Here is a 19,920-nt window from a genome sequence, read left to right on the forward strand (position 1 = left end):
GCCTCACAGAAATACTGGTAAATTACCAGTCTTCGTTGGTTTCAAACAGGCGCGTGTATTCGGTGCGGGCGAATTGGTCGGTCATGCCAGCCAGATAGTCTACTACCACTCGTTCCAGCGATGGTTCCATTCCCCAACTGGGGCTGGTGCGGTTCCTTTGAATGTGGGCGGGGGCCTTTTCCCACCGGCTGAAATGTTTCGGTGGCAGCAATTCCGGCTTCTGAACCAGTTTATCATACATTGCCACCAGCATTTCCCGCCCTTTATTCGCCTGTCGCAAAACCCGATAATCCTGATAAACATGCTGCAGCAGAAATCGCTGGAATTCCTTCTTTTTCGGTACCAGCTCACTGCTGAATCGCACCAGCGGTTCCGTGCACTGTCGAACATCGGCCAGGGTGCGGATCTGACGTACCTGTAGTTGCTGTTCCGTTTCCCGCACCAGATCGTTCACCTGTTTAGCAATCAGTTCCCGCACAATGGCCACCCGTTGCTGGTCGGGGGTCATATTGGTGAAGCGTTGCCGCACAATTGCGGCACTTTCTGCCCAGAAGGGGATCTCTTCCAGATCGCCCAGTTGCAGAATACCAGTGCCCAGGGCATCATCGGCATCGTGGGTGTCATAGGCCAGGCTGTCTGCTGCATCTACCAACTGGGCTTCCAGCAATGGCCCACCGTGGGCAAAAAATTCCTGCACTTCGGCAACATCTTTCCGTTTGCTGTGCTGCACAAACGCCTCACGAACCTCCCACGATAAGTTCAGGCCTGGGTGGTCTGGATAGCGATCTTCCAGCCAATCCACCCGACGCAGCCCATATAAATTGTGGTCGAACCCCGCGTGGTGCCGCAGGCATTCGTGCAACGCACGTTCCCCCGCATGGCCAAAAGGGGGGTGTCCGATATCGTGGGACAGGGCAATTGCTTCGGTTAAATCCTCGTTGATGCCTAATTTTCTGGCAATCGTGCGACTAATTTGGGCAACTTCCAGCGTGTGGGTCAAGCGGGTGCGGTGATGATCATTAATTCGCCCCACCAGCACCTGGGTTTTGCCCACCATACGCCTAAAGGCGCTGCAGTGAACGATGCGCTCGCGATCACGCTGGTAGATCGCACGATAAGGGTGGGCAGGTTCTACATATTGCCTCCCACGGCTATCGTGGGACCGCATCGCATAGCTGGCCAAAAACGATGATTCGTATTCCAGAGAATCCATGTGGCCAGAATAGCGGACTGCAGCCAACAATGCAATTCCGGTTCAAAACAGCCTAACCACTTCCCTTGAAGGGAAGGGAGAACAAGACAGGCTGCGCGGGAATGACGATTGTGGCTAAAATCGCTACCGCATTGTTGTTTTGTTCGATAAGATCTACACTGTACTTTCACAATGGCTTCCGATGGAAATTGTCAATTATCCGCACCCTGCTTTGCGAACCCCCGCCCAGCCAGTAACGTCTATTGATGGTGATCTGCAGCGTTTGGTAGGTCAAATGCTGGAACAAATGTACAAGCGTGAAGGTCTTGGTCTTGCCGCACCCCAGGTGGCTGAGGGGCGTCGCGTGATTGTGATGAATTTTGCTGGTGATCCGGAGCAAAAAGATCAGGAATTTGTGGCTATTAACCCTGTCATTGTAGAAACAGGTGGGGGAATTCTGGAAGAAAGGGAAGGCTGCCTCAGTTTTCCAGGGTTATTTGGCAAAGTAAAGCGGTCTAAGTCGGTGCGGGTACAGGCCTACAATTTGAAAGGCGAACTGTACGAAATGACGTGCGAAGAACTGCCCGCAAGGGTCTGGCAGCACGAAATTGACCACCTGGATGGAAAGTTATTTATCGACAAAATGGTGATGCTTTCCCGCCTGAACAGTAAAAAGCAAGTTCAGGCGTTTATTGATGAGTATCAGGAATTGCTGGCGAAAGGAAAAATCGACCCGATAATGCAGCCAAAATATTGAAAATTGGTGGCAGAATCGGGTGCGATTGGCAAAAAAGGAATGATTTGGTAAAACAAAATTGATGAAGAACGGTTGAAAGTGCCCATATCTGGGAGGAAAGTCTGCACAATTTTCATTGTTCCGGCCGTTTCCCCTTGTCATGGACGTAGTCAGGACGTAAGCATATTTGTTCAACGTCTGAACGCTACTGTAGCACAGCGGTAGTGCAACGGTTTTGTAAACCGTAGGTCGTGGGTTCGATCCCCACCAGTAGCTTGGCATGCTGTGCGATCACGGTATCGTTCAGCACTGGTTGAAGAAGCACAGTAATACTGTGTGACAATATTTTGATATTGCGAAGCAATAATATTATTGCATAGCGATATAAGCGTGGATGGCAGAGTGGTCTATTGCACCAGACTGTAAATCTGGCGGTCTCCGACCTTCGGGGGTTCGAATCCCTCTCCACGCAGGTTTTTGCGGGTGTAGCTCAGTGGTAGAGCTCCTGCCTTCCAAGCAGGTTGTCGTGGGTTCGAATCCCATCGCCCGCTGTGCTGGTTGCGAAGCCACATGGGTTGAAAGTGGGGTTGATCAGTGATTCCGAATGACTGATTGATTAATAATTGACGTGTCAATTATTTTGCCCACTGAAATGACTGGCAAAAAATCGCTGCTGTAGCTCAGCTGGTAGAGCACTTCCTTGGTAAGGAAGAGGTCATGGGTTCAAATCCCATCAGCAGCTTTCGGGATCGAAAGGTTTAGCATGTTCCCGCCTCGGTGGGAGCGCCGTTTTGTTGGAGCGCTCTGGACACCTTTTAACTTAATTAAATGTTCCAAGAAATTGAGAGGGAGGAGCAATGGCGAAGGGCGTATTCGAGCGAACCAAACCACACGTTAACGTTGGTACGATTGGTCACATTGACCACGGCAAAACCACACTGACCGCCGCAATTCTGGCACGTCAGGCACACCGAAATGCACTGCGGGACTTCAAGTCTTATGCAGATATTGCGAAGGGTGGTATTGTCCGCGATGCTAACAAGACGGTAACGATCGCCGTGTCCCACGTCGAGTACGAAACCGAATCCCGGCACTATGCACACATCGACTGCCCCGGACACGCCGATTATATCAAAAATATGATCACCGGTGCCGCACAGATGGACGGTGCTATCCTCGTGGTGGCGGCCAACGACGGCCCAATGCCACAGACCCGCGAGCACATCCTGCTTGCTCGTCAGGTGGGTGTGCCTCGGATTGTAGTGTTCCTGAACAAGGTCGATATCTGCGATCCTGAACTGCTGGAACTGGTGGAAATGGAAATTCGCGACTTGTTGAACAAGTACGATTTCCCTGGCGATGAGATCCCGATTATTCGCGGTCAGGCCAAAGACGCACTGGAAAACCCATCGAAAGATGAAAATCCTGGTCCGAAGTCGATCGATGAGCTGATGAATGCTTTGGACACTTACATTCCGAACCCGGAACGTGAAGCAGACAAGCCATTCCTGATGTCGATCGAAGACGTGTTCTCCATCAAAGGTCGTGGTACCGTGGGTACCGGTCGGGTAGAACGCGGGATGGCCAAAGTGGGCGATGAAGTTGAAATCATCGGTCTGCGAAAAGACAATCGCAAAACCGTGTTGACCGGTATCGAAATGTTTAACAAAACACTCGAATCGGCCATGGCAGGTGACAACGTTGGTGCCTTGCTCCGCGGTGTGGAAAAAGACGACCTGGAACGTGGGATGGTGTTGGCCAAACCAGGCAGCATTACCCCCCACACAAAGTTTGAAGCAAAAGTGTACGTGCTGACTGCTGAAGAAGGTGGCCGTAAGACCCCGTTCTTCAAAGGTTACAAGCCACAGTTCTACTTCCGCACCACCGACGTGACGGGTGGTATCACCGAACTGCGTTCTATCGATAACAGCGTGGCAGAAATGTGCATGCCCGGCGACAACATCAACTGTACCGTTGAACTGTTGCCAGAATGCCCCGTGGCGATGGATGAAGGTCTGCGTTTCGCTATCCGTGAAGGTGGCCGAACCGTGGGTTCGGGCGTGGTAACCAAGATTCTTGTATAATTGATTGAATCAAAGCCGTGATCTGGCTGAAAACTGATCTGTGAACAACGCCAAATGTTTGCAGTTGCGAACGAGATTTCAGGCTTTCCCTGTCTTATTTTCTAGCAACTGCCAATCTTTGTTTTTGCCTGCGACTTTCTTCCCCGGAAGATTGTTGTATTCTAGGTGCATAGCTCAATTGGCAGAGCAGCGGTTTCCAAAACCGCAGGTTGGGGGTTCAAGTCCCTCTGCACCTGCTGCGATTGTCAATCGCACGTATTTGGGATTCGTGCTGCCCGCTTCGGTGATCGAGGCGGGCGGTTTGTTTGATGGGTACTGCTCACCCGCTTTCTCTAATTCATGATGGATTCGCGAAAGCTGTTTAATTTCATCGGCTGCTAAGGATCGGAAAATGGCCGCTGCCACGCAATCGAATCAAAGTTCTGGTGCATCGCCCATGGCGTTGGTGCCAGCAAGTTTTCTTGGTGCGCTGTTTGTTATCGCCGCATTCGGCTTGATACTTCGTGGTATTCCCTATGTTTGGGAAACCAGCATCGAAACCTCTCTGATAAATGCCACCAATTCATTCGTCAGCAATGGATTACTGGTCGTTACGCAAATTGCGGGCTTAATCGGCTTGATTGTGATTGGTTCCCGTATCGGCACTGGCACCAGTGCATTGAAAGGGATTCGTGGGGGCATTTTCCTCATGATTTCCACGTTCTTTACACTCTTTTTCTGCATCAAAGCAATCTATCTGAACAGCACCATCGGGTTAAAGTTCTATCCGATTGTCTGCATTATTTTCAACATGGCCATCGTCCTGCTGGTGGCTCAGATGTTTCGCACTGGCAGATTCAGTCGCTGGGCTGTGAACATCGAAGATGGTGGCTGGTTCCACACCACCACTTATAAACGCACCCAGGGTCATCGAATTCGCCGAATGACCATCCTTGGATTGCTTATCGTTGGCATCAGTGGCCTGTTCGCCATGGGCAACCACAATTTGTTACCCAGTAACAGTACCGTTGTTGTGGATGGCAAAGAAGTGAGCGACCGCATGGGTGACTGGGTGGTAGGTGGCACACTGTTGAAACTGGATGAATCCACACCACCTGCAGAGCGAAAATCTCGCCCACGGGTGCAGGGTGGTTTGTCTGTTCTGCCCGACTTGAAACTGACGGTACCGTTGATTCTGTTCGCCGGAATGGTCTGGTTTGCCTGGCGACTGGTCAATCAGCCCACGTTTGCAGATTTTCTGATCGCTACCGAAGCGGAAATGAACAAAGTTTCCTGGTCCAGCCGTCGAAGCCTGATTCGTGATACAATAGTGGTAATTGTTACCGTGCTGTTTATTACCTTTTTCCTGCTCCTCGTTGATACCATGTGGGGCAAACTGTTCAGTCGCAGCTTCATCGGTATTCTGCCTTCGGATAACGAAAAACCGAAAGTCGCACCGAAAGACGAACGCCAAGTGGATTGGTAAGCACCCTTCGAACTGTTTAGGTACCTCCGCGATGAACGACCCCGAGAACAATAACGTGCCTGAAGATCAGCTTGAATCGCAAGTAACGCCCGCTCAAGAAGTTACTGAAAATCCTGTACCTGCGGAACTGCCTGAATCTCCACCGGCTGTCGGGGAAGAAACGCCCGTTCCAGAAACAGAAGAAACTCCCGAACCAGCACTCAGTACGGAATCCGATGCGGAATCCCAAGTGGAAGCAACCGAACCATCCGATTCTGCTGACGATACAGTTTCAGAAGTGGTCGATGAACCAGTTGCCGAAGAACCTGCAGCGGATGCTGCGGCTGAATCAGTTTCTGAGCCTGAAACCGTTACCGAACCAGCAGCGGAAGAGCCCCAAGAAAAGCCAGCCCCCACTCCAGCCAAACCTGGGAAAAAGTGGTACGCCGTCAAAGTGGCTTCCGCACGCGAAGATTCGATCAAAAAAGCCTTAGAACGTCGGATCAAACTGGATAACCTCGAAGAATACGTGGGGCGAATTGTCATTCCCGTCGAAAAAGTGACGGAAGTTCGGGATGGCAAAAAGAAGATCAAAAAGCACAAAAAATTCCCCGGCTATATCTTCTGCGAAGTCGAATATAACGAATATGTGATGTATCTCTTCCGCGAAACAAATGGCGTGGGGGATTTTGTCGGTGCTGGTCTCAACAAGCCACCGATCCCGATGTCCGATCGCGAAGTGACCCGGATGCTCTCTGATCAGGAAGAATTCCTGAAAGAAGATGCAGACAAGGTGGGTGCCGAAGAACGAGGTGGCACCAAAATCAAATTGGCCTATGCGATTGGCGATCAGGTCAAGGTTCGCGATGGGATGTTTGCCAGCATGACTGGCGAAGTGCGGGACATTATCGATCCCGATACCACCCCCAAAGTCAAGCTGGTGCTCAGTATCTGGGGCCGACCTGTTGATGTTGAACTGGAATATTGGCAAGTAGACCCTGCGTAATATTGCACTTCGATAATATTGCAACATTGCGATTTCATACTTTTTAGAATTTCACCTCTCATTTTTTTCGTTTTCCCACGTACCAGCGGGGCTTTTTCATGAATTTTCAGACAGCTTTTGCCAAAGGACTAACCACCGAAACGGCTTTCGACGTGCTGGCGATCGCAAAAAAACTGAAAGCTGCTGGCAAGGATGTCATCGAATTGCAAATTGGTGATAGTCCCTTCCCCAGCAGTCGCAGTGCATTGCGAAGTGGGCATCAGGCAATTGACGATGGCCTGACTCGTTATTGCCCATCGCCCGGTTTGCCCGCCTTTCGGGAAGCGATTGCACAGAAAGTGCAGGCGGAGTTTGGCATTCCTGCCACACCGGAAAACGTCGTCGTGGGGCCAGGTGCGAAAGTATTCGAGCAGTTTTTCTGCGAATTATTCGTCGAACCTGGCGATGAAGTGCTGCTTTTTTCGCCCGCCTTCCCCACGTTTGAACCGAATATCCGCCGCCGAGGTGGGATTCCCGTCTTCGCACCACTGTCACAGGAAAATGCATTCCGTCCAGACCTGGGTGCGATCGAATCGTTCATCCAGTCGCCCAAAGCCAAGGCCATTTTCTTAAATTCTCCTCATAATCCTACCGGTGGGGTGGCAACGGAAGACGATCTGGTGCAGATTGCTAACCTGATTCGTGGCAAACCAATCGCCTTGCTGAGCGATGAGCCCTACTGCCACATGGCCTGGGAAAGTCGCCACCACAGTATTCTGGCCCAGCCGGACATGCTGTCACAGTGCGTAGGTGCGTACACATTCAGCAAATCTTACAGCATGAGCGGTTGGCGGGTGGGCTTTGCCATCAGTTCACCGGAAAATGTCACCATGATCAGCAAAATGATCAATACATCGCTGTCGTGCGTCCCACCGATCAATCAGACAGCCGCAATGAATGCTCTTATCCACGACGATGCAGAACGGGATGAAACGATGCAGAAATTCCGCACCAAAGTGGAATTACTGGTGCGGGAACTTCAAAACGTACCCGGGGTGCACGTTCTGATGCCTGCAGGAACCTTCTACGTGTTCCCGAAGGTGCAGGAAATTTGTGAGAAATTACACATTTCTTCCCACGGTCTGGCGATGTATCTGTTGCAAGGGGCCGATGACCACCGTGGCGTAGCCTGTCTGGGTGGTGAATGTTTTGGTGCTGCCGGCAATGGATTTCTCCGCTTCAGTTGTGCCGAACCAGACGAACGGATTGTCGAGGCGGTCCACTTTTTTGCAGCGGCGATCACCCGCACGGAGCGGGTGGCAGATTTTTTGCAGCAATACCCCCACTATCAGCGGTAGTGCCATGCCCGAGTATGCGTATGTGATTATTGGATGTGCACTGCTGATCCTGTGGATTATCTGGCAGGTCCGCAGAGAATCCAAACAGCGTCGGCAATTCATGGTAGATTTTGCTGAACAGAACCAATTGCACCATTTCAGCACCGTGGGGCTGGATCTGGCGGAACGATTCCAGCACCTGCCACTTTTTCGGAGGGGCACTGCCACCGAGATCAGCAATTACCTCACTTCGCAGAACAACATGTTGAAGATTCACTTTTTTGATTATTCGTTCAAAAAATTTTGAGTTTCCAGCGATGAAAGAAGGGCATTTTTCTGTGACTGTACTGATATTTGAGGATCAATCCGCTGTATTCCCCAAGTGCAAAGTTTGGCCGAAGCGGTGGTACCATCGCTTCTCTTTTCTATGGATGAAGCAGTTTTCCGATCTGTCGCTGGAACCCGATTTTTCAAGACGGTTTAATCTGGCTACAAACAATCCTCGTGAACTGGCCAAAATATTCGATTCTGATCTTCAGATAACTTTTGTGCAAAGCAGTTTTCAGCATCTGGAACTGGGCGGGAATCTGGCGATGTTGCACTGCGATGAGGTGATCTCAAAAGCGAATCTGCAACCCTGCTACGATCAGGCACTCAATCTGTTTCGGCAATTAATTGCAAATGCCCCACCATGCGAAAACAACGACTTGAACGGCGAACAGCCAGATTAATGTGGAGAAATGGATCATGTCACGCCATTTTGCAGAACGGAGTCCCGATTGGGATGATGAAGAGTGGGAGCCGGATTTTGAGGATGAACAGGAGTGGCAGCCAGATGATGCAGAAGACGATGATACAATTCCCTGCCCCTATTGCGAGGAACCAATTCATGAAGACAGCGTTCAATGCCCGTATTGCGACAATTATCTGTCAGAAGAAGAGGAATCACCACGTCCCAGGACATGGATTGTGGTTGTGACCTTAATTTGTTTAGCAGTCGTGCTGTTCGGCTGGATATTGTAAATTTGCTGAAAAATACCCTTGGATGTTCGTTCTTGACCGGCATCAATCCGTATTTTGATCGAGATAATCTTGCCTTTGCACCTAATCATGAGCACACGCCAGTACAACTCGAAACAATGAAACGAATTGGATGACTTGTTTAAGAATTATGCCAAAACTAGAAGACAAATTGAAGACAATCTGGTAGATTTTGCAGACTGATTCATCAATCATACTTTATAACTTCGAATTGTTACAATGAATATTCAAGAAGCCAAAGAAATATTGCCTTACATAATAGCCAATAAAGATTACAATATGCTAGGTTCTGTTGACGAATGAACGGCATTTGATGAACGTAGCAGCCAGATGAATGAAGCTCAGAAAGCAGTCTGACAATTTGTCGTATCGAGTTGCAATTCTTCGAAATTGCTTCAATTTATTAAAGAATCTTTCTATTTTGTTCCGGCTTTTGTAAGCTTCTTTGTCAATTGGCCATTCTTCCTTCGCATTTGATTTGTTTGGGATATGTACTGGAATATCCCCTTCTTCGATCACTTTTGATCGGATACTATCGCTATCATAAGCTTTATCTGCAACAACTTCCTCGATATCAGGAACTTGTATGATGCTTTCATCAAACAGATTGTCGAATTCAGGTGCATCTCCAGCTTGTCCAGGAGTTACTTCCACTGCGATTAACGTGTTTTCGTCAAGACATGCAACGTGAATCTTCGTACTCAATCCCCCTCTACTTCTCCCAAGATCCTGATCATCGTCGTCACCAGTTTTTGCCGCGCCAGCAGCATGTTGATGTGCTCGAACTACTGAGCTATCGATGAATATTCGTTTGATGTTTTCAAGTGGTGTATCTTTCGGCATGTCCTCAAAAAGTCGCTGAAAAACATTGTTTTCACGCCAACGTTTGAACCGCTGATAAACTGCATTCCAGTCGCCAAATCTTGAAGGTAAATCTCTCCAAGGAAGCCCAGTTCTGATAAGAAATAACAGTGCCTCAAGGAACATAAGATCAGTAAGTTTTGGCTTTGCCCCAGCAGCGGATCTCTTTGCTCGTTCGACCAATGGCCTAAAAATTGCCCAAATTTTGGGTGTAAGCATTGCTCTCATGATGCGCCTGCCTTGACGTTAAGTGCCTGTAATAAAAGGGTTTAGAAAGAAACTCCGATTCGTCAACACGCCCTAGCAGAGGTGTTAAAGAATCATCCAAATCTGCTTATTGAGCCTTATCCATCTACTGCAGCACTATATCTTGGAATCTTTTCAAGAGCAGGCGATGAGTATGGTGTCAAAATGCTATTGGATAATGGTGTAGATGTCAACGTTTTGGTTTCAACTAATGGTCGTGCTCTTGATAATTGCTCAAGACATACAAGTATAATCAAGCTACTTATTGAGCATGGTGCCGAGGTGAACTACTTATCTGATCCTAATTTTCCTAAGTACTGTGTATCTATAGCAACTTGTATACATACCGATAATATTTTCGGTGTCAAATTGCTAGTTGAAGCTGGAGCATATCTGGATGTTTGTGATTTGACGAATCGCACACCATTACAGTGGGCTATCGACTATGGACGAACTGAAATTGCTTATTACTTACGTTCCAAAGGCGCTATTGAAGCACATTTGGCAAAAAACTATATCCCTCGTAGCCCAGCCACAGAAGTGACCACTTACATAGAGGATCGGCTGAGCACTGTTATTTCATTAGGTTGGCAACCCATTGTGCCTGGCAATCAATTTGTCGAGGTGCATGCTTTGATGCATGAAAGATTTGGAGGGATTTTTACTGATGGTATGTCCAAAAGAGAAATACCTGTGCCAACTGGAGATGAAAGATATCGTTTCGCAGAATTAGCGATGCCTCTTGATGCTTACTGGCCAGAAGAGATATCTGAATGGCATCAAGACCAGTATATTTGGCCGATTCAATGGTTGCACAAACTGGCAAACTATCCATTTCTCAATAACCGTTGGCTTGGAAACCCGTTTTGTATTATCCCAAACGGCGATCCCCCACAACCTCTATCCGTATACACGAAAATGACCTGCTGGTTATTACTCGTAGACAAGTCGCCATTGAAGGGGATTAAACGTGCGGATGGCAGCGAACTTGTTTTCTACACAGTTTATCCATTGCATACAGCAGAAAGCGAATTCGCACGCATACATGGTTTACCGGCATTGCTTGGAAAGTTTGCTGAATGCAAGGTTTCTGAATACGGCGACTTCCGACGTGAAAGTGTTATTTAGCAGGGTGCTGCGAAAGGAGTTAACTTTGCCTAAATTGCGCTAGTTTACTACTACAGGCGCTTTGGAATAACACAAAGCGTGGCAAAATTAATAAACAACCAGTATTGATTCATATCTTCAATCTGGAAAATACAGGGCAACGGTATGCAGCATCCACCATTATCCCCCTGGTGGGAACCAGAACAGGAATCGGAACGATACCTTCCAGAAGGACCGCGATTTCTGCAAACAGAATCTCAACCGTGCGTGGCCTGGGTCAACATACAAACCAGTCCGGAAGCCGTTTCCGGCAACATCTGCTTGCGAACATGGAATGGTCCTACGCTGACAGTTTACCAACTGGATCGTCGGCCTGGGTTTCTACTGCCCACAACAGATCCCAATCACCTGCTGGTGGGAATGGAGCACCAGGTGGGGATGTTTGACATCCGCACGAACAATTTTCAGCCACTGGCCACCATCCCCAGCCCACACGCACGCGAAATCATCAATGATGCGGAGGTGCATCCTTCTGGAAAAGCGATCATTTTTGGCACGAAAGATACCGCTTTTCGGGAAGATGTTGCACGGTTGTTTCTCTATACGACCGAAGATCAGGCGATCACCCCTCTGCTGGGTGGGCAAACCTGCTCAAACGGCAAAGTGATTTTTCCCTTAAGTCCGGATCTCTTGTTCGATATCGATACCCCCACACATCAGGTGAAACGCTATCGACTTGATCTGTCACAACGGACATTGACATTCGAAGACGTGGTGCTGGATCTGGCAGACCGCGACGATTTCCCCGATGGCATGATTGGGCTGGATGATGGCACGGTGCTGATTGCGATGTACCACCCTGGGGATGTTGCGGATGGTCAGATTCTGCACGCTTCGCTGGAAACAAGCAAAATCCTGGGCACGATCGCTGTGCCTGGTTCGCCACGGGTCACCTGCCCGCTGATATTTGATACCCCACAAGGTCGGCAATTGGTGGCAACCACAGCCACCGAAGGGATGCCGAATGCATTACGCACGCGGGCGATTCATGCTGGGTGCCTGATGCGTTCCCCTACCCACCTGATGCCGTTGCCGGAAGTTCTTGTACAGACGCATTGAACTTATTGGGTGGGCTGCGAATTCACTTAACTTCTTTATCAATCCATCGTTGAATCGCCCGCAGTCGATGCGTGGGTTTCATTTGTTCGTTCGTCAGAATGTTCTGCCAGGAATACTGCATTTTCTTCCCCAGGTGGGGGACGATCAGACGATCAAACAGCAAAACAAGTTTCATTGGAATCTCGGGCCGATCTGGGTATTTCGTCATTTCCAGTTGTAGATATTCCCCAAATACACGCACCATGCGGGGTGTTTTTTCGGCGTTCAGTTGTACCGCGTGGGCCATTTCCTGCACACACAGTTCCGCTTTCCCTTTTTCCCACCAGGTGCGGGCAAGCAACAATCGTTGTTCTGCATTTTCTGGTTGCCATTCCACAATCTGTTGACGGATGCGGTTCGCTTCGTTCCACTCTGCCTGATGTTCCAGCCAAATGGCCTGCAGATCAAAATCTTCCAATTCTGGATCCGGGTGCTGCAACAGCAGGTCAAGATCTTCCGCCACAAACTGTTCGTAACTCTTGAATTGGTAAGTAGTTCGGATGCGTAACCTGCGGGCACTTCGATCTTTCGGGTGGTTGGCCAGCCATTCATTAAGTGCCCACCGTTGCCAGCGTTCGCCCAACAGCAAAATCGAAAACCACGTTCGGGCAGGATCATCCTCATGAAAATGCATTAATAATAGCTTCGCTTTCGCCGTATCTCCTTGTGTAATAAGCATTTGCACTGACAAATTTCGGGCAATGCGTTCCCCACCTGAAGGTGGGTTCTGCAACACGGTGCGAAGTTCGGTCCAACGCTGTTGACGTACCAATAATTCCCCCAACTGGGTGAAAGCTGCCACGTTTTTTGGCTCTGCCCGCAACCAACGCTGGCAATCGATGGTTGCCAACTGGTCGTGGTGCCACTGAAGATGGAGAGCAATTCTTGCCGTAAACTCTTTAGCAGTAATTGGTTGCAGCAGGTTTTGCTGTTGTTTCAGCCATTCGTTTACCCGCTCAATCTGTGCGGCGTATGCCACTTGCTGCCGTGGGGCAACTTTGCTTGCCAGGATTCCGCACAGTTCACCTTTATTGTTGAACACACCAGCACCTGTTGCCCCGCCTTGATGTGGCAGTTGAAACAGATTCGCGTCAACGGAACTGCTTTTTCCAGAAGAACTTAGGGAAACCTTTGCCTGACCACGGGTGCTGCCCTGGGCATAAAGCCACATAAATTCCACCCCACCGGGGTGCGAGCAGGTGCCAATCAAATCGCCTGGTGCGGGTGACTTAGTTGCCAGTGACAATTCGTGGCACTCTTTTGGGATCGCTGGCACCTGAATGATCGCCAGATCCAGTTCTTCAGAAATCGCCAGCACCGTGGCATCAACGCACAATTTCTTGACCCGCAAATCAATCAGATCTTTGTAATGGGAATGCTCGCTGCGAATTGCCTCACGCTCGATAGCCGGGAAAACGACAGGCAGGCGATTTTTGCCCCGCGTGGCCTGTGCACTGGTGAGTATCAGGCCGTGCGTGCGATCGATAATCACCCCACTGCTGCGGCCTTCCTGAAACGCAGGATTGACCCAAACTGTTGCCAGCAAAGCAGTTCGGGCGATTGTTTCCTGCCTCTGCGGTGGGGGATCTTTCAACGAAATTTCAGCAAACTTCGCCAGTAATGTCCGTGGCAGTGCAATCGCCAGAGCTTCATGCTGGGCCAGTGTCGCACTCAACATGCCCACAATTTCGCCCGAATGGTTCAAAATTGCCGCACCACTGTCGCCTGGTTCTGCGGGAATTTGCAGGTATAGTGCCTGTTGCCCCACCGCCACTTTTTTCTGCTGCACGTAGTAGCCATGCTGCAATGTGCCACGTTGCCGCACCCAACCGGTCGCTGTGGTCCACAAGTTATCGAGGTCGGCCCGGTGCCCCACCATAAATACCGGCTCGCCGATCGGTGCAGGCTTCGGTGCCAGTGTTAACGCCCCCACGTGGGCAGGAAGTTTCGCAATTGAAAGTAAAGCCAGGTCGTTCTCTGGTTCGGTTCGCACGATGGTCGCTGGACAGCAGATCCCCACGCGACGCAAGGCGGGAAGTTGTTCTAAGTAATTGTCTCGCATGTGGTTAAGCAAATTCGGATCTCGAAATACCAGATCCACCACGCGGGCATCACGGATTGCGTGGGCACATGTAATAATTTGTGGAGGATCGGTGGAAATCACCCATCCAGTTGCCTGAAAACCACGTTCCGTCCGCACCCAGCAGGTGGCTTTGGATGCCCGTTCCAGTACATTCGGCAATGGGGCACGGCTTTGCCCCATGACAAGCGAGGGGAAGAAAACGGCGATTGCAAGAATTCCACGCATGGAGATCAGGATAGCAGAGAGAAAAATGAAATCTTACTCATATCTTTGATCGCCAGCACTGATTCGGCCAGCAATGTCCCACCGAAGTGCCTATGTAGACCGATTGGATCGTCGCACGGAATACGCGTACGATGTGGTGGGGCAGTTGCTGACAGAAACCTGGAAAAATTCCGGGGGCAGCACCGTCGAGGAACACGATTATCTGTGGTATGATGATGGGGGTACCTACACCTTCACTTACGATGATCTGGGGCGGGTGAGCACCCATGCGGGGTTGTTTGGCAAGACCTAATCCTTGATGCGTAACCTTCATTCTCGCGAACGCGGGAATCCAGGGCAGAAAACTTGAAGTTGATCCAAGAAGTCTTGTAATCCCCTACCATCTCTGCTAACCTGAACGGGGCTATTTTCTGCCCACGAGCCCATTTGTTGAATCGCACTTGTTACGGCATCGTAAACGAAGACCGGTGCAGTTCAATAACAACACGGGTGGATTACAAAATTGATGTCTTTGGCAACCTGGTACAACAGGATACCGATACCGGTTTGGTAGTCACGGAGCGGTTTGCATTTGAAATTGTCGATACCTCCCCAGGGATTACCCATTCAGTGCACCGTCGTTGGACAGATTTGGATGGTAGTAATGCGATTGTTACCCGCTATCTTGATAGCCTTGCTCGCAGTGATGGCACCGATCTGGAATGGTTATTGACCGACCGCCTCGGCAGTATCACAGAAATGCTGGATGATACCGGAGCGATTGTCAAAGAACTGAAATGGGATGCCTTTGGCAATATCGTCAACCAGTCCGGCAGTACCTCACTGGGGAACATTGGCTTTACTGGAATGTTCTTTGATGTGGCGACTGGTCTCGGCTTCACCAAATACCGCCCTTATAACTTCGGCCTCGGCCAGTTCATCGGCGAAGACCCGATTGGATTTGATGCGGGTGACGCGAATCTGAGAAGGTATGTGAGGAATAATGGGCTGAATGGCACGGATTTGAGTGGGTTAGAATTTGATATAGTCGAACTACAAAAAGAATTGAGCGTGTTGATTGGCAATCTGATTGAAGAACCAAACATAGTAAACCGCGTCTATTATAGAATGAGAATCAAGATTGTATTTACGCAGATAGCAACTGAATGGGATCGAATCCTTAGTAGACCATATCAGGGCAACAATATCCCTGTCTCAACAATTCTAACAAAACCAGACAGAAATAAAAAGCCAAACATTAATTGGTATTTAAATAATTTTTCTTTGGCCGGGCCACTAACAATAAATCCTGAAGATGAAGCCTTTTATAAGAAAATTGATAATGTCATAGAATCAATTCACGCTGAATTCAAAAGACTAGGCGACCCAGCTTTTCTTGAAAGAGAAGCGGCATCAGAAAATCTGAATGATTTATTGTACTCGATTTACAAATCTGCACCTGCCTGGTTCGATGAGCTGATTAATAAATATTTACAGCATGATGATCCAGAAGTAGGCACGCGCACTGCAGCACTTCGTGACAATGTGCTTAACACGTTCATAAGAGTCCATGGTATAAAATTTAAGGAAAACAACTGGGACATCTATAGCATATCGCTGAGTGTGCAAGCGTGGGGCGATAGTGAAATGGTTCGCCGCTACACAAACTTGCTAGTTAGAACAGTTAAAGATCGCAGAGTAGCATTTCAAGATAAGCGTGCCGCAATAGATGCATTGAGACGCTACGACTATTCTATTATCGCACTTAGAGAATACTATTATCAACACGTGCACTAGTAGCCCACTATAGGAGTTAGAATGATATTTCAATCTGCAATATTTGCAATTTCTTTGCTTGGACACCAAGCTGATACGTTAATTGCCAATAATAGCATAATTAAAGAATGGGCAAAAACCGACTCCAGACTCGGTTGGTGCGCAAATGATTTTTTTTTGCACTACATTCCATTTAATCAGATTGCTATCAGTAAAAAGTACATTTGTGTCAAATGTGAAAATACATTGCTATCATTAGCTCAGTTTGATTCCAAGATATTGCAACAAAAGTTTAGCTACGGCCTACACTTAAGTGCCTGCAAAATTGAACACAAGCTATTGAAATTATTGTTACAAAATGACAATATTAAGGTGCTTATTATACACGATTGTGTTATAGATGATTATTTATTTGAGTTAATTTCATCAAGCAATTCTATTGAAGTGCTTCAGCTATTGTCAACCAATGTCAGTGGCAAAGATATTTCAAAGTTTAAGCGAATGAAATCCCTTGAATATATCGTTTTTAAAGGCACTAGCGCTTCAGATCGTGAACTACAACAGCTTGCTCAGATTAGCAGCTTGAAGGGCGTATACCTTTCCGAACGCTCAATCACATTGGATGCTATTAGCAATCTATTGAAAAAACTATCTACGCTAGATGCCTTGGCTCTAAACTTTGTGAAATTGGATATGCAAGCTATTGTAAACGTTAGTAGATTGAAAAGGCTTAAATATCTTGAGCTTCGCGGAGCTCATTTGACAACTAATATGTGGGCGCTACTTTCACGATTTGATTCACTCATGGTGTTGGATGCTTCAGACAATGAAGTTACTCTTAATATATTAGATGAATTTGCCAGATTGTCATCTTTGCAATCGCTCGTATTGCGAAATGCAAAATTATCAAATGAATCACTGGCTTCAATCAGCAAAATGAGACAGCTTAGATCTTTATTCGTTTCTCAAAATCGTATTACTGATGAAGGCATAAGTCATTTAGGCAAGCTTACTAACCTTGAATGTCTTGAATTGGCTTACACAGACATTCAAGGTCATTCCTTGAAGGATTTACAATCATTAACTATATTACTTTTAGTGAATTCTAAAATTAACAAATCAACTATTGCCATCGCAGCAAGTTTGCCGAAACTATTCTTGCTTGATATATCACGATGTTTTGACAAATTAGATTTAGATGATATCAAAGCTATTTTGGCTTCAAAAGTGTTATTAAAATGTTATTGCAGAAGCATTTACTTTGACAAATCAGCGAAGTTGTATATTTTTAATTTTGATATCTATAAGCTGATAGTTACTGACTAATCTTTCTTTGATAAACTAATAATAATATTAATAATTATACAAGTTGTCTGTAGCTCGCTGGTTGACAAATCTGTAATTCGACAATACTCTTTCAATATACAAGCTAATGAAATTATACAAGCACATTTTAAGCAGCTCTCGCCTACACCAGTTCTTCCTGGAAAGCTAGGAAGCCACCGGACTTAGGCCAGTTGAATATCCCGTTGCACACTGTCAGCATCGTTTTCGGTATCGATGAAGATCAGGTCGAACAGCCCTTCGGTGTGTGGGGGGGTAATTTCCTGCTTGATGAACTGGATAATTATTTTGACCGCATGAATGGTGTGAAAACGCGGTTACTGGAGAAAGTGGTATTTCCCAATGGAAGAACTTGTTGTATAATATCGTTGTACTATTTGTTGAATTGCTGACGGAAACGGATTTCAATGCGCTTTAGCATCCATTGAACGCCTGGAATGGAAGCAAAAGGTAAAGCGTTTTTCGAATGTTTCGAGATCCTGTTTCTGCAAGCACTCACCTGTTTGCACTGCCGATTCTGGTTGTCGCTGGGCTGTTTTTACTGCGGTTTTCCCGCACCCCTCAGTCCAGATTTCTGAACACCATTTACATCATCAGTGCGATTATCCTGTATACCGCCAGTGGCACCTACCACGCATACGTGGGCAGCACTGCCTGCATGGATTTTCTGCAAAAAGTCGATCTGAGTGCGATTTTCATTTTTATTACGGGCACCACCACCCCAATTATTGGCTACCTGCTCCCACGATTTCGCAGGCAGTTTCTCATTACCATCTGGTCCATCTGTTTCATCGGCATCGCCAGCGTATGGCTGTTTCCCAAGCCACCCTATGGGCTGATTGTGGGGCAATATGCCTTGCTTGGCGTAGGTTCGCTGGTGATGGCAGTAGTGATGGGCATGCGGGCCAACTGGCACCAGATGAAATGGCTGGTCGGCGGGGGCAGCATTTACCTGCTTGGTGCCTTCTGCGATGCGATGAAATGGCCCAAACTTTACCCGGGGGTCTTCAGTACCCACGAATTAATGCACTGCACCGACCTGCTAGGCACCATCTTTCACTATGTCTTCATTCTGCAAATGACCACCGAAATGAAGCAAATCACTCCAGCGCACAAAGCGGCCCACACAGAAGAGTACGAACCGGAAGTGCTGGTGCCCCAGCAGTGCTAAAGTAATGCGGATACGTCTGGCGAATCGGCCAAATCTGGCCAACGCAGGCGATTTGCAAATGAATTCAAATCAGATTTCACTTTCAACAAAGATCAGGCAAGCTCGCCTTGCACAATTTACCAGATGCGGGTATCACCTTCGAGTGTCATGATGATTCTCAGATGAATGTAAGATCGAAGGAGTGAAACTCGAATGAACCGCTGGACCCGAATGCTGTTTGCCAGCATTGCCGCAACTGGCTTGACTGCAACAACTTACGCACAAACACCTCCCATGTTGCCTCCACCTGCAGGGACTCCCGCAGCACCCACGGGACCAGTGGCGATTGTGCACGGCAAAGAAATTTCTGCAGCAGCAGTCGAACGTGCGCTGCGTCCGGTGGATCCCAGCAAGCGGGAAATGGCAAAAAAAGAAGTGGTCAATTTTCTGGTGGAAAATGCACTGGTCGACCTTTATCTGGAAATGCTGAAAGTTTCCGTTGAAACCAAAGATGTGGATACCCAACTGGCAGCCTTCAAAGCAGAAGTAACCAAAGCCAAGCAGGATTACGCCAAAGTGTTGCAGGATCTGGCAATCACCGAACCAGAACTGAAAACCGAAATTCAGAACCAGTTGAAATGGGATAAATTTGTCGATACCCAGGCCACTCCGGAAACCCTGAAAGCCTTCTTCAGCGGTAATTCGGAAATGTTTGATGGTAGCGAAGTCAAAGCCAAACACATTCTGGTGGGCTGTAAACCGGAAGATGCCACCGCACGCACCGAAGCGAAAACGAAAATCACTGCCATTCGTGCAGCACTGATTAAGCAGGCAGAGGAAATGTGTGCCAAGCAACCCGCTGAAAGCGATCCAATTCGCAAAGAACGCCAGCGTCAATTGTGCTATGAAATGACCTTTGCTGCGTGGGCCAAAGAACATTCCACCTGCCCATCGAAAACCGACGGTGGCGACCTGGGAATGTTTCGCCGGATTGGTGTGATGGTGGAACCATTTGCGAAAGTGGCATTTGCCCAGAAGCCTTATGATGTCAGCGAACCAGTGGAAACCGACTTTGGCTATCACCTGATTCTGGTGACCCAGCAAACCAGGGGAAGCAGTGAAGTTTGAAGATATGAAAGATTTTGTGAAGCAGGTCTATGCCATGAAATTAC

The 19,920-nt window shown here is 48.1% G+C and carries 18 protein-coding genes and 5 tRNA genes; 20 read left to right on the forward strand and 3 right to left on the reverse strand.

Annotation, left to right across the window (positions count from 1 at the left end; all coding sequences use genetic code 11):
• Positions 1-22: 22 nt before the first annotated feature.
• A complete protein-coding gene (locus R3B84_15465; GenBank protein MEZ6141969.1) occupies positions 23-1,240 on the reverse strand; it encodes a deoxyguanosinetriphosphate triphosphohydrolase in 1,218 nt (405 codons plus the stop codon).
• A 154-nt stretch (positions 1,241-1,394) separates the two neighbouring features.
• Here R3B84_15465 and def point away from each other — a divergent pair, with 154 nt between their 5' ends.
• From def to R3B84_15530, 13 genes are all read left to right on the forward strand, one after another.
• Complete coding sequence (def, locus tag R3B84_15470) at positions 1,395-1,949, forward strand: peptide deformylase (GenBank protein MEZ6141970.1); 555 nt, start codon at positions 1,395-1,397, stop codon at positions 1,947-1,949.
• Positions 1,950-2,132: 183 nt separating this feature from the next.
• A tRNA-Thr gene (locus R3B84_15475) sits at positions 2,133-2,204 on the forward strand.
• A gap of 112 nt (positions 2,205-2,316) precedes the next feature.
• Positions 2,317-2,400 (forward strand) — tRNA-Tyr (locus R3B84_15480).
• Between the two features lie 7 nt (positions 2,401-2,407).
• Positions 2,408-2,479 (forward strand) — tRNA-Gly (locus R3B84_15485).
• 118 nt (positions 2,480-2,597) lie between these two features.
• Positions 2,598-2,670, forward strand: a tRNA-Thr gene (locus tag R3B84_15490).
• A 115-nt stretch (positions 2,671-2,785) separates the two neighbouring features.
• Entirely contained in the window at positions 2,786-4,012 is a 1,227-nt protein-coding gene (gene tuf / locus R3B84_15495) for an elongation factor Tu (GenBank protein ID MEZ6141971.1), read from the forward strand.
• Between the two features lie 163 nt (positions 4,013-4,175).
• A tRNA-Trp gene (locus tag R3B84_15500) sits at positions 4,176-4,248 on the forward strand.
• 155 nt (positions 4,249-4,403) lie between these two features.
• The gene (gene secE / locus R3B84_15505) at positions 4,404-5,477 is read left to right on the forward strand and encodes a preprotein translocase subunit SecE (GenBank protein ID MEZ6141972.1); all 1,074 of its coding nucleotides are present in this window, start codon (positions 4,404-4,406) and stop codon (positions 5,475-5,477) included.
• 31 nt (positions 5,478-5,508) lie between these two features.
• The gene (locus R3B84_15510) at positions 5,509-6,462 is read left to right on the forward strand and encodes a transcription termination/antitermination NusG family protein (GenBank protein ID MEZ6141973.1); all 954 of its coding nucleotides are present in this window, start codon (positions 5,509-5,511) and stop codon (positions 6,460-6,462) included.
• Between the two features lie 98 nt (positions 6,463-6,560).
• Positions 6,561-7,799 carry an aminotransferase class I/II-fold pyridoxal phosphate-dependent enzyme gene (locus R3B84_15515; GenBank protein MEZ6141974.1) on the forward strand — a complete coding sequence of 413 codons (1,239 nt, stop codon included), beginning with the start codon at positions 6,561-6,563 and terminating at the stop codon, positions 7,797-7,799.
• Positions 7,800-7,803: 4 nt separating this feature from the next.
• Positions 7,804-8,085, forward strand: a complete 282-nt coding sequence (locus tag R3B84_15520) for a hypothetical protein (GenBank protein ID MEZ6141975.1) — start codon at positions 7,804-7,806, stop codon at positions 8,083-8,085.
• Between the two features lie 10 nt (positions 8,086-8,095).
• Positions 8,096-8,509: a hypothetical protein gene (locus R3B84_15525; GenBank protein MEZ6141976.1), complete on the forward strand. Its 414-nt coding sequence runs from the start codon at positions 8,096-8,098 to the stop codon at positions 8,507-8,509.
• Positions 8,510-8,525: 16 nt separating this feature from the next.
• Positions 8,526-8,801, forward strand: a complete 276-nt coding sequence (locus R3B84_15530) for a hypothetical protein (GenBank protein ID MEZ6141977.1) — start codon at positions 8,526-8,528, stop codon at positions 8,799-8,801.
• A 300-nt stretch (positions 8,802-9,101) separates the two neighbouring features.
• On the opposite strand, the gene R3B84_15535 is transcribed toward R3B84_15530, so the two are convergent.
• A complete protein-coding gene (locus R3B84_15535) occupies positions 9,102-9,908 on the reverse strand; it encodes an IS5 family transposase (GenBank protein ID MEZ6141978.1) in 807 nt (268 codons plus the stop codon).
• Between the two features lie 81 nt (positions 9,909-9,989).
• Between R3B84_15535 and R3B84_15540 the strand changes: the two genes are divergently transcribed.
• Both R3B84_15540 and R3B84_15545 read left to right on the forward strand, forming a co-directional pair.
• Positions 9,990-11,054 carry a suppressor of fused domain protein gene (locus R3B84_15540; GenBank protein MEZ6141979.1) on the forward strand — a complete coding sequence of 355 codons (1,065 nt, stop codon included), beginning with the start codon at positions 9,990-9,992 and terminating at the stop codon, positions 11,052-11,054.
• 144 nt (positions 11,055-11,198) lie between these two features.
• Positions 11,199-12,152, forward strand: a complete 954-nt coding sequence (locus R3B84_15545; protein ID MEZ6141980.1) for an SMP-30/gluconolactonase/LRE family protein — start codon at positions 11,199-11,201, stop codon at positions 12,150-12,152.
• A 22-nt stretch (positions 12,153-12,174) separates the two neighbouring features.
• On the opposite strand, the gene R3B84_15550 is transcribed toward R3B84_15545, so the two are convergent.
• On the reverse strand, positions 12,175-14,499 hold the full coding sequence (locus R3B84_15550) for a serine protease (GenBank protein MEZ6141981.1): 2,325 nt from the start codon (positions 14,497-14,499) through the stop codon (positions 12,175-12,177).
• Positions 14,500-14,572: 73 nt separating this feature from the next.
• On the opposite strand from R3B84_15550, the gene R3B84_15555 reads away from it, so the two are divergent.
• The 5 genes from R3B84_15555 (at position 14,573) to R3B84_15575 (ending at position 19,876) form a co-directional block, all read left to right on the forward strand.
• Positions 14,573-14,791, forward strand: a complete 219-nt coding sequence (locus R3B84_15555; GenBank protein MEZ6141982.1) for a hypothetical protein — start codon at positions 14,573-14,575, stop codon at positions 14,789-14,791.
• A gap of 134 nt (positions 14,792-14,925) precedes the next feature.
• On the forward strand, positions 14,926-16,275 hold the full coding sequence (locus R3B84_15560) for an RHS repeat-associated core domain-containing protein (protein ID MEZ6141983.1): 1,350 nt from the start codon (positions 14,926-14,928) through the stop codon (positions 16,273-16,275).
• Positions 16,276-16,296: 21 nt separating this feature from the next.
• Positions 16,297-17,580, forward strand: a complete 1,284-nt coding sequence (locus R3B84_15565) for a hypothetical protein (GenBank protein ID MEZ6141984.1) — start codon at positions 16,297-16,299, stop codon at positions 17,578-17,580.
• Between the two features lie 484 nt (positions 17,581-18,064).
• A complete protein-coding gene (locus R3B84_15570) occupies positions 18,065-18,769 on the forward strand; it encodes a hemolysin III family protein (GenBank protein MEZ6141985.1) in 705 nt (234 codons plus the stop codon).
• A gap of 192 nt (positions 18,770-18,961) precedes the next feature.
• Positions 18,962-19,876, forward strand: coding sequence for a peptidylprolyl isomerase (locus tag R3B84_15575; GenBank protein MEZ6141986.1), 915 nt, complete (start codon positions 18,962-18,964; stop codon positions 19,874-19,876).
• Positions 19,877-19,920 lie beyond the last annotated feature (44 nt).

This window comes from Zavarzinella sp. (genome assembly GCA_041399155.1).
Taxonomy (GTDB): domain Bacteria; phylum Planctomycetota; class Planctomycetia; order Gemmatales; family Gemmataceae; genus JAWKTI01.

Coding starts and splice junctions, on each gene's coding strand:
- R3B84_15535 (MEZ6141978.1), bottom strand. CDS start 9,908: ATGAGAGCAATGCTTACACCCAAAATTTGGGCAATTTTTAGGCCATTG.
- secE (MEZ6141972.1), top strand. CDS start 4,404: ATGGCCGCTGCCACGCAATCGAATCAAAGTTCTGGTGCATCGCCCATG.
- def (MEZ6141970.1), top strand. CDS start 1,395: ATGGAAATTGTCAATTATCCGCACCCTGCTTTGCGAACCCCCGCCCAG.
- R3B84_15575 (MEZ6141986.1), top strand. CDS start 18,962: ATGAACCGCTGGACCCGAATGCTGTTTGCCAGCATTGCCGCAACTGGC.
- R3B84_15530 (MEZ6141977.1), top strand. CDS start 8,526: ATGTCACGCCATTTTGCAGAACGGAGTCCCGATTGGGATGATGAAGAG.
- tuf (MEZ6141971.1), top strand. CDS start 2,786: ATGGCGAAGGGCGTATTCGAGCGAACCAAACCACACGTTAACGTTGGT.
- R3B84_15565 (MEZ6141984.1), top strand. CDS start 16,297: ATGATATTTCAATCTGCAATATTTGCAATTTCTTTGCTTGGACACCAA.
- R3B84_15550 (MEZ6141981.1), bottom strand. CDS start 14,499: ATGCGTGGAATTCTTGCAATCGCCGTTTTCTTCCCCTCGCTTGTCATG.
- R3B84_15555 (MEZ6141982.1), top strand. CDS start 14,573: ATGTCCCACCGAAGTGCCTATGTAGACCGATTGGATCGTCGCACGGAA.
- R3B84_15545 (MEZ6141980.1), top strand. CDS start 11,199: ATGCAGCATCCACCATTATCCCCCTGGTGGGAACCAGAACAGGAATCG.
- R3B84_15525 (MEZ6141976.1), top strand. CDS start 8,096: ATGAAAGAAGGGCATTTTTCTGTGACTGTACTGATATTTGAGGATCAA.
- R3B84_15510 (MEZ6141973.1), top strand. CDS start 5,509: ATGAACGACCCCGAGAACAATAACGTGCCTGAAGATCAGCTTGAATCG.
- R3B84_15570 (MEZ6141985.1), top strand. CDS start 18,065: ATGTTTCGAGATCCTGTTTCTGCAAGCACTCACCTGTTTGCACTGCCG.
- R3B84_15515 (MEZ6141974.1), top strand. CDS start 6,561: ATGAATTTTCAGACAGCTTTTGCCAAAGGACTAACCACCGAAACGGCT.
- R3B84_15520 (MEZ6141975.1), top strand. CDS start 7,804: ATGCCCGAGTATGCGTATGTGATTATTGGATGTGCACTGCTGATCCTG.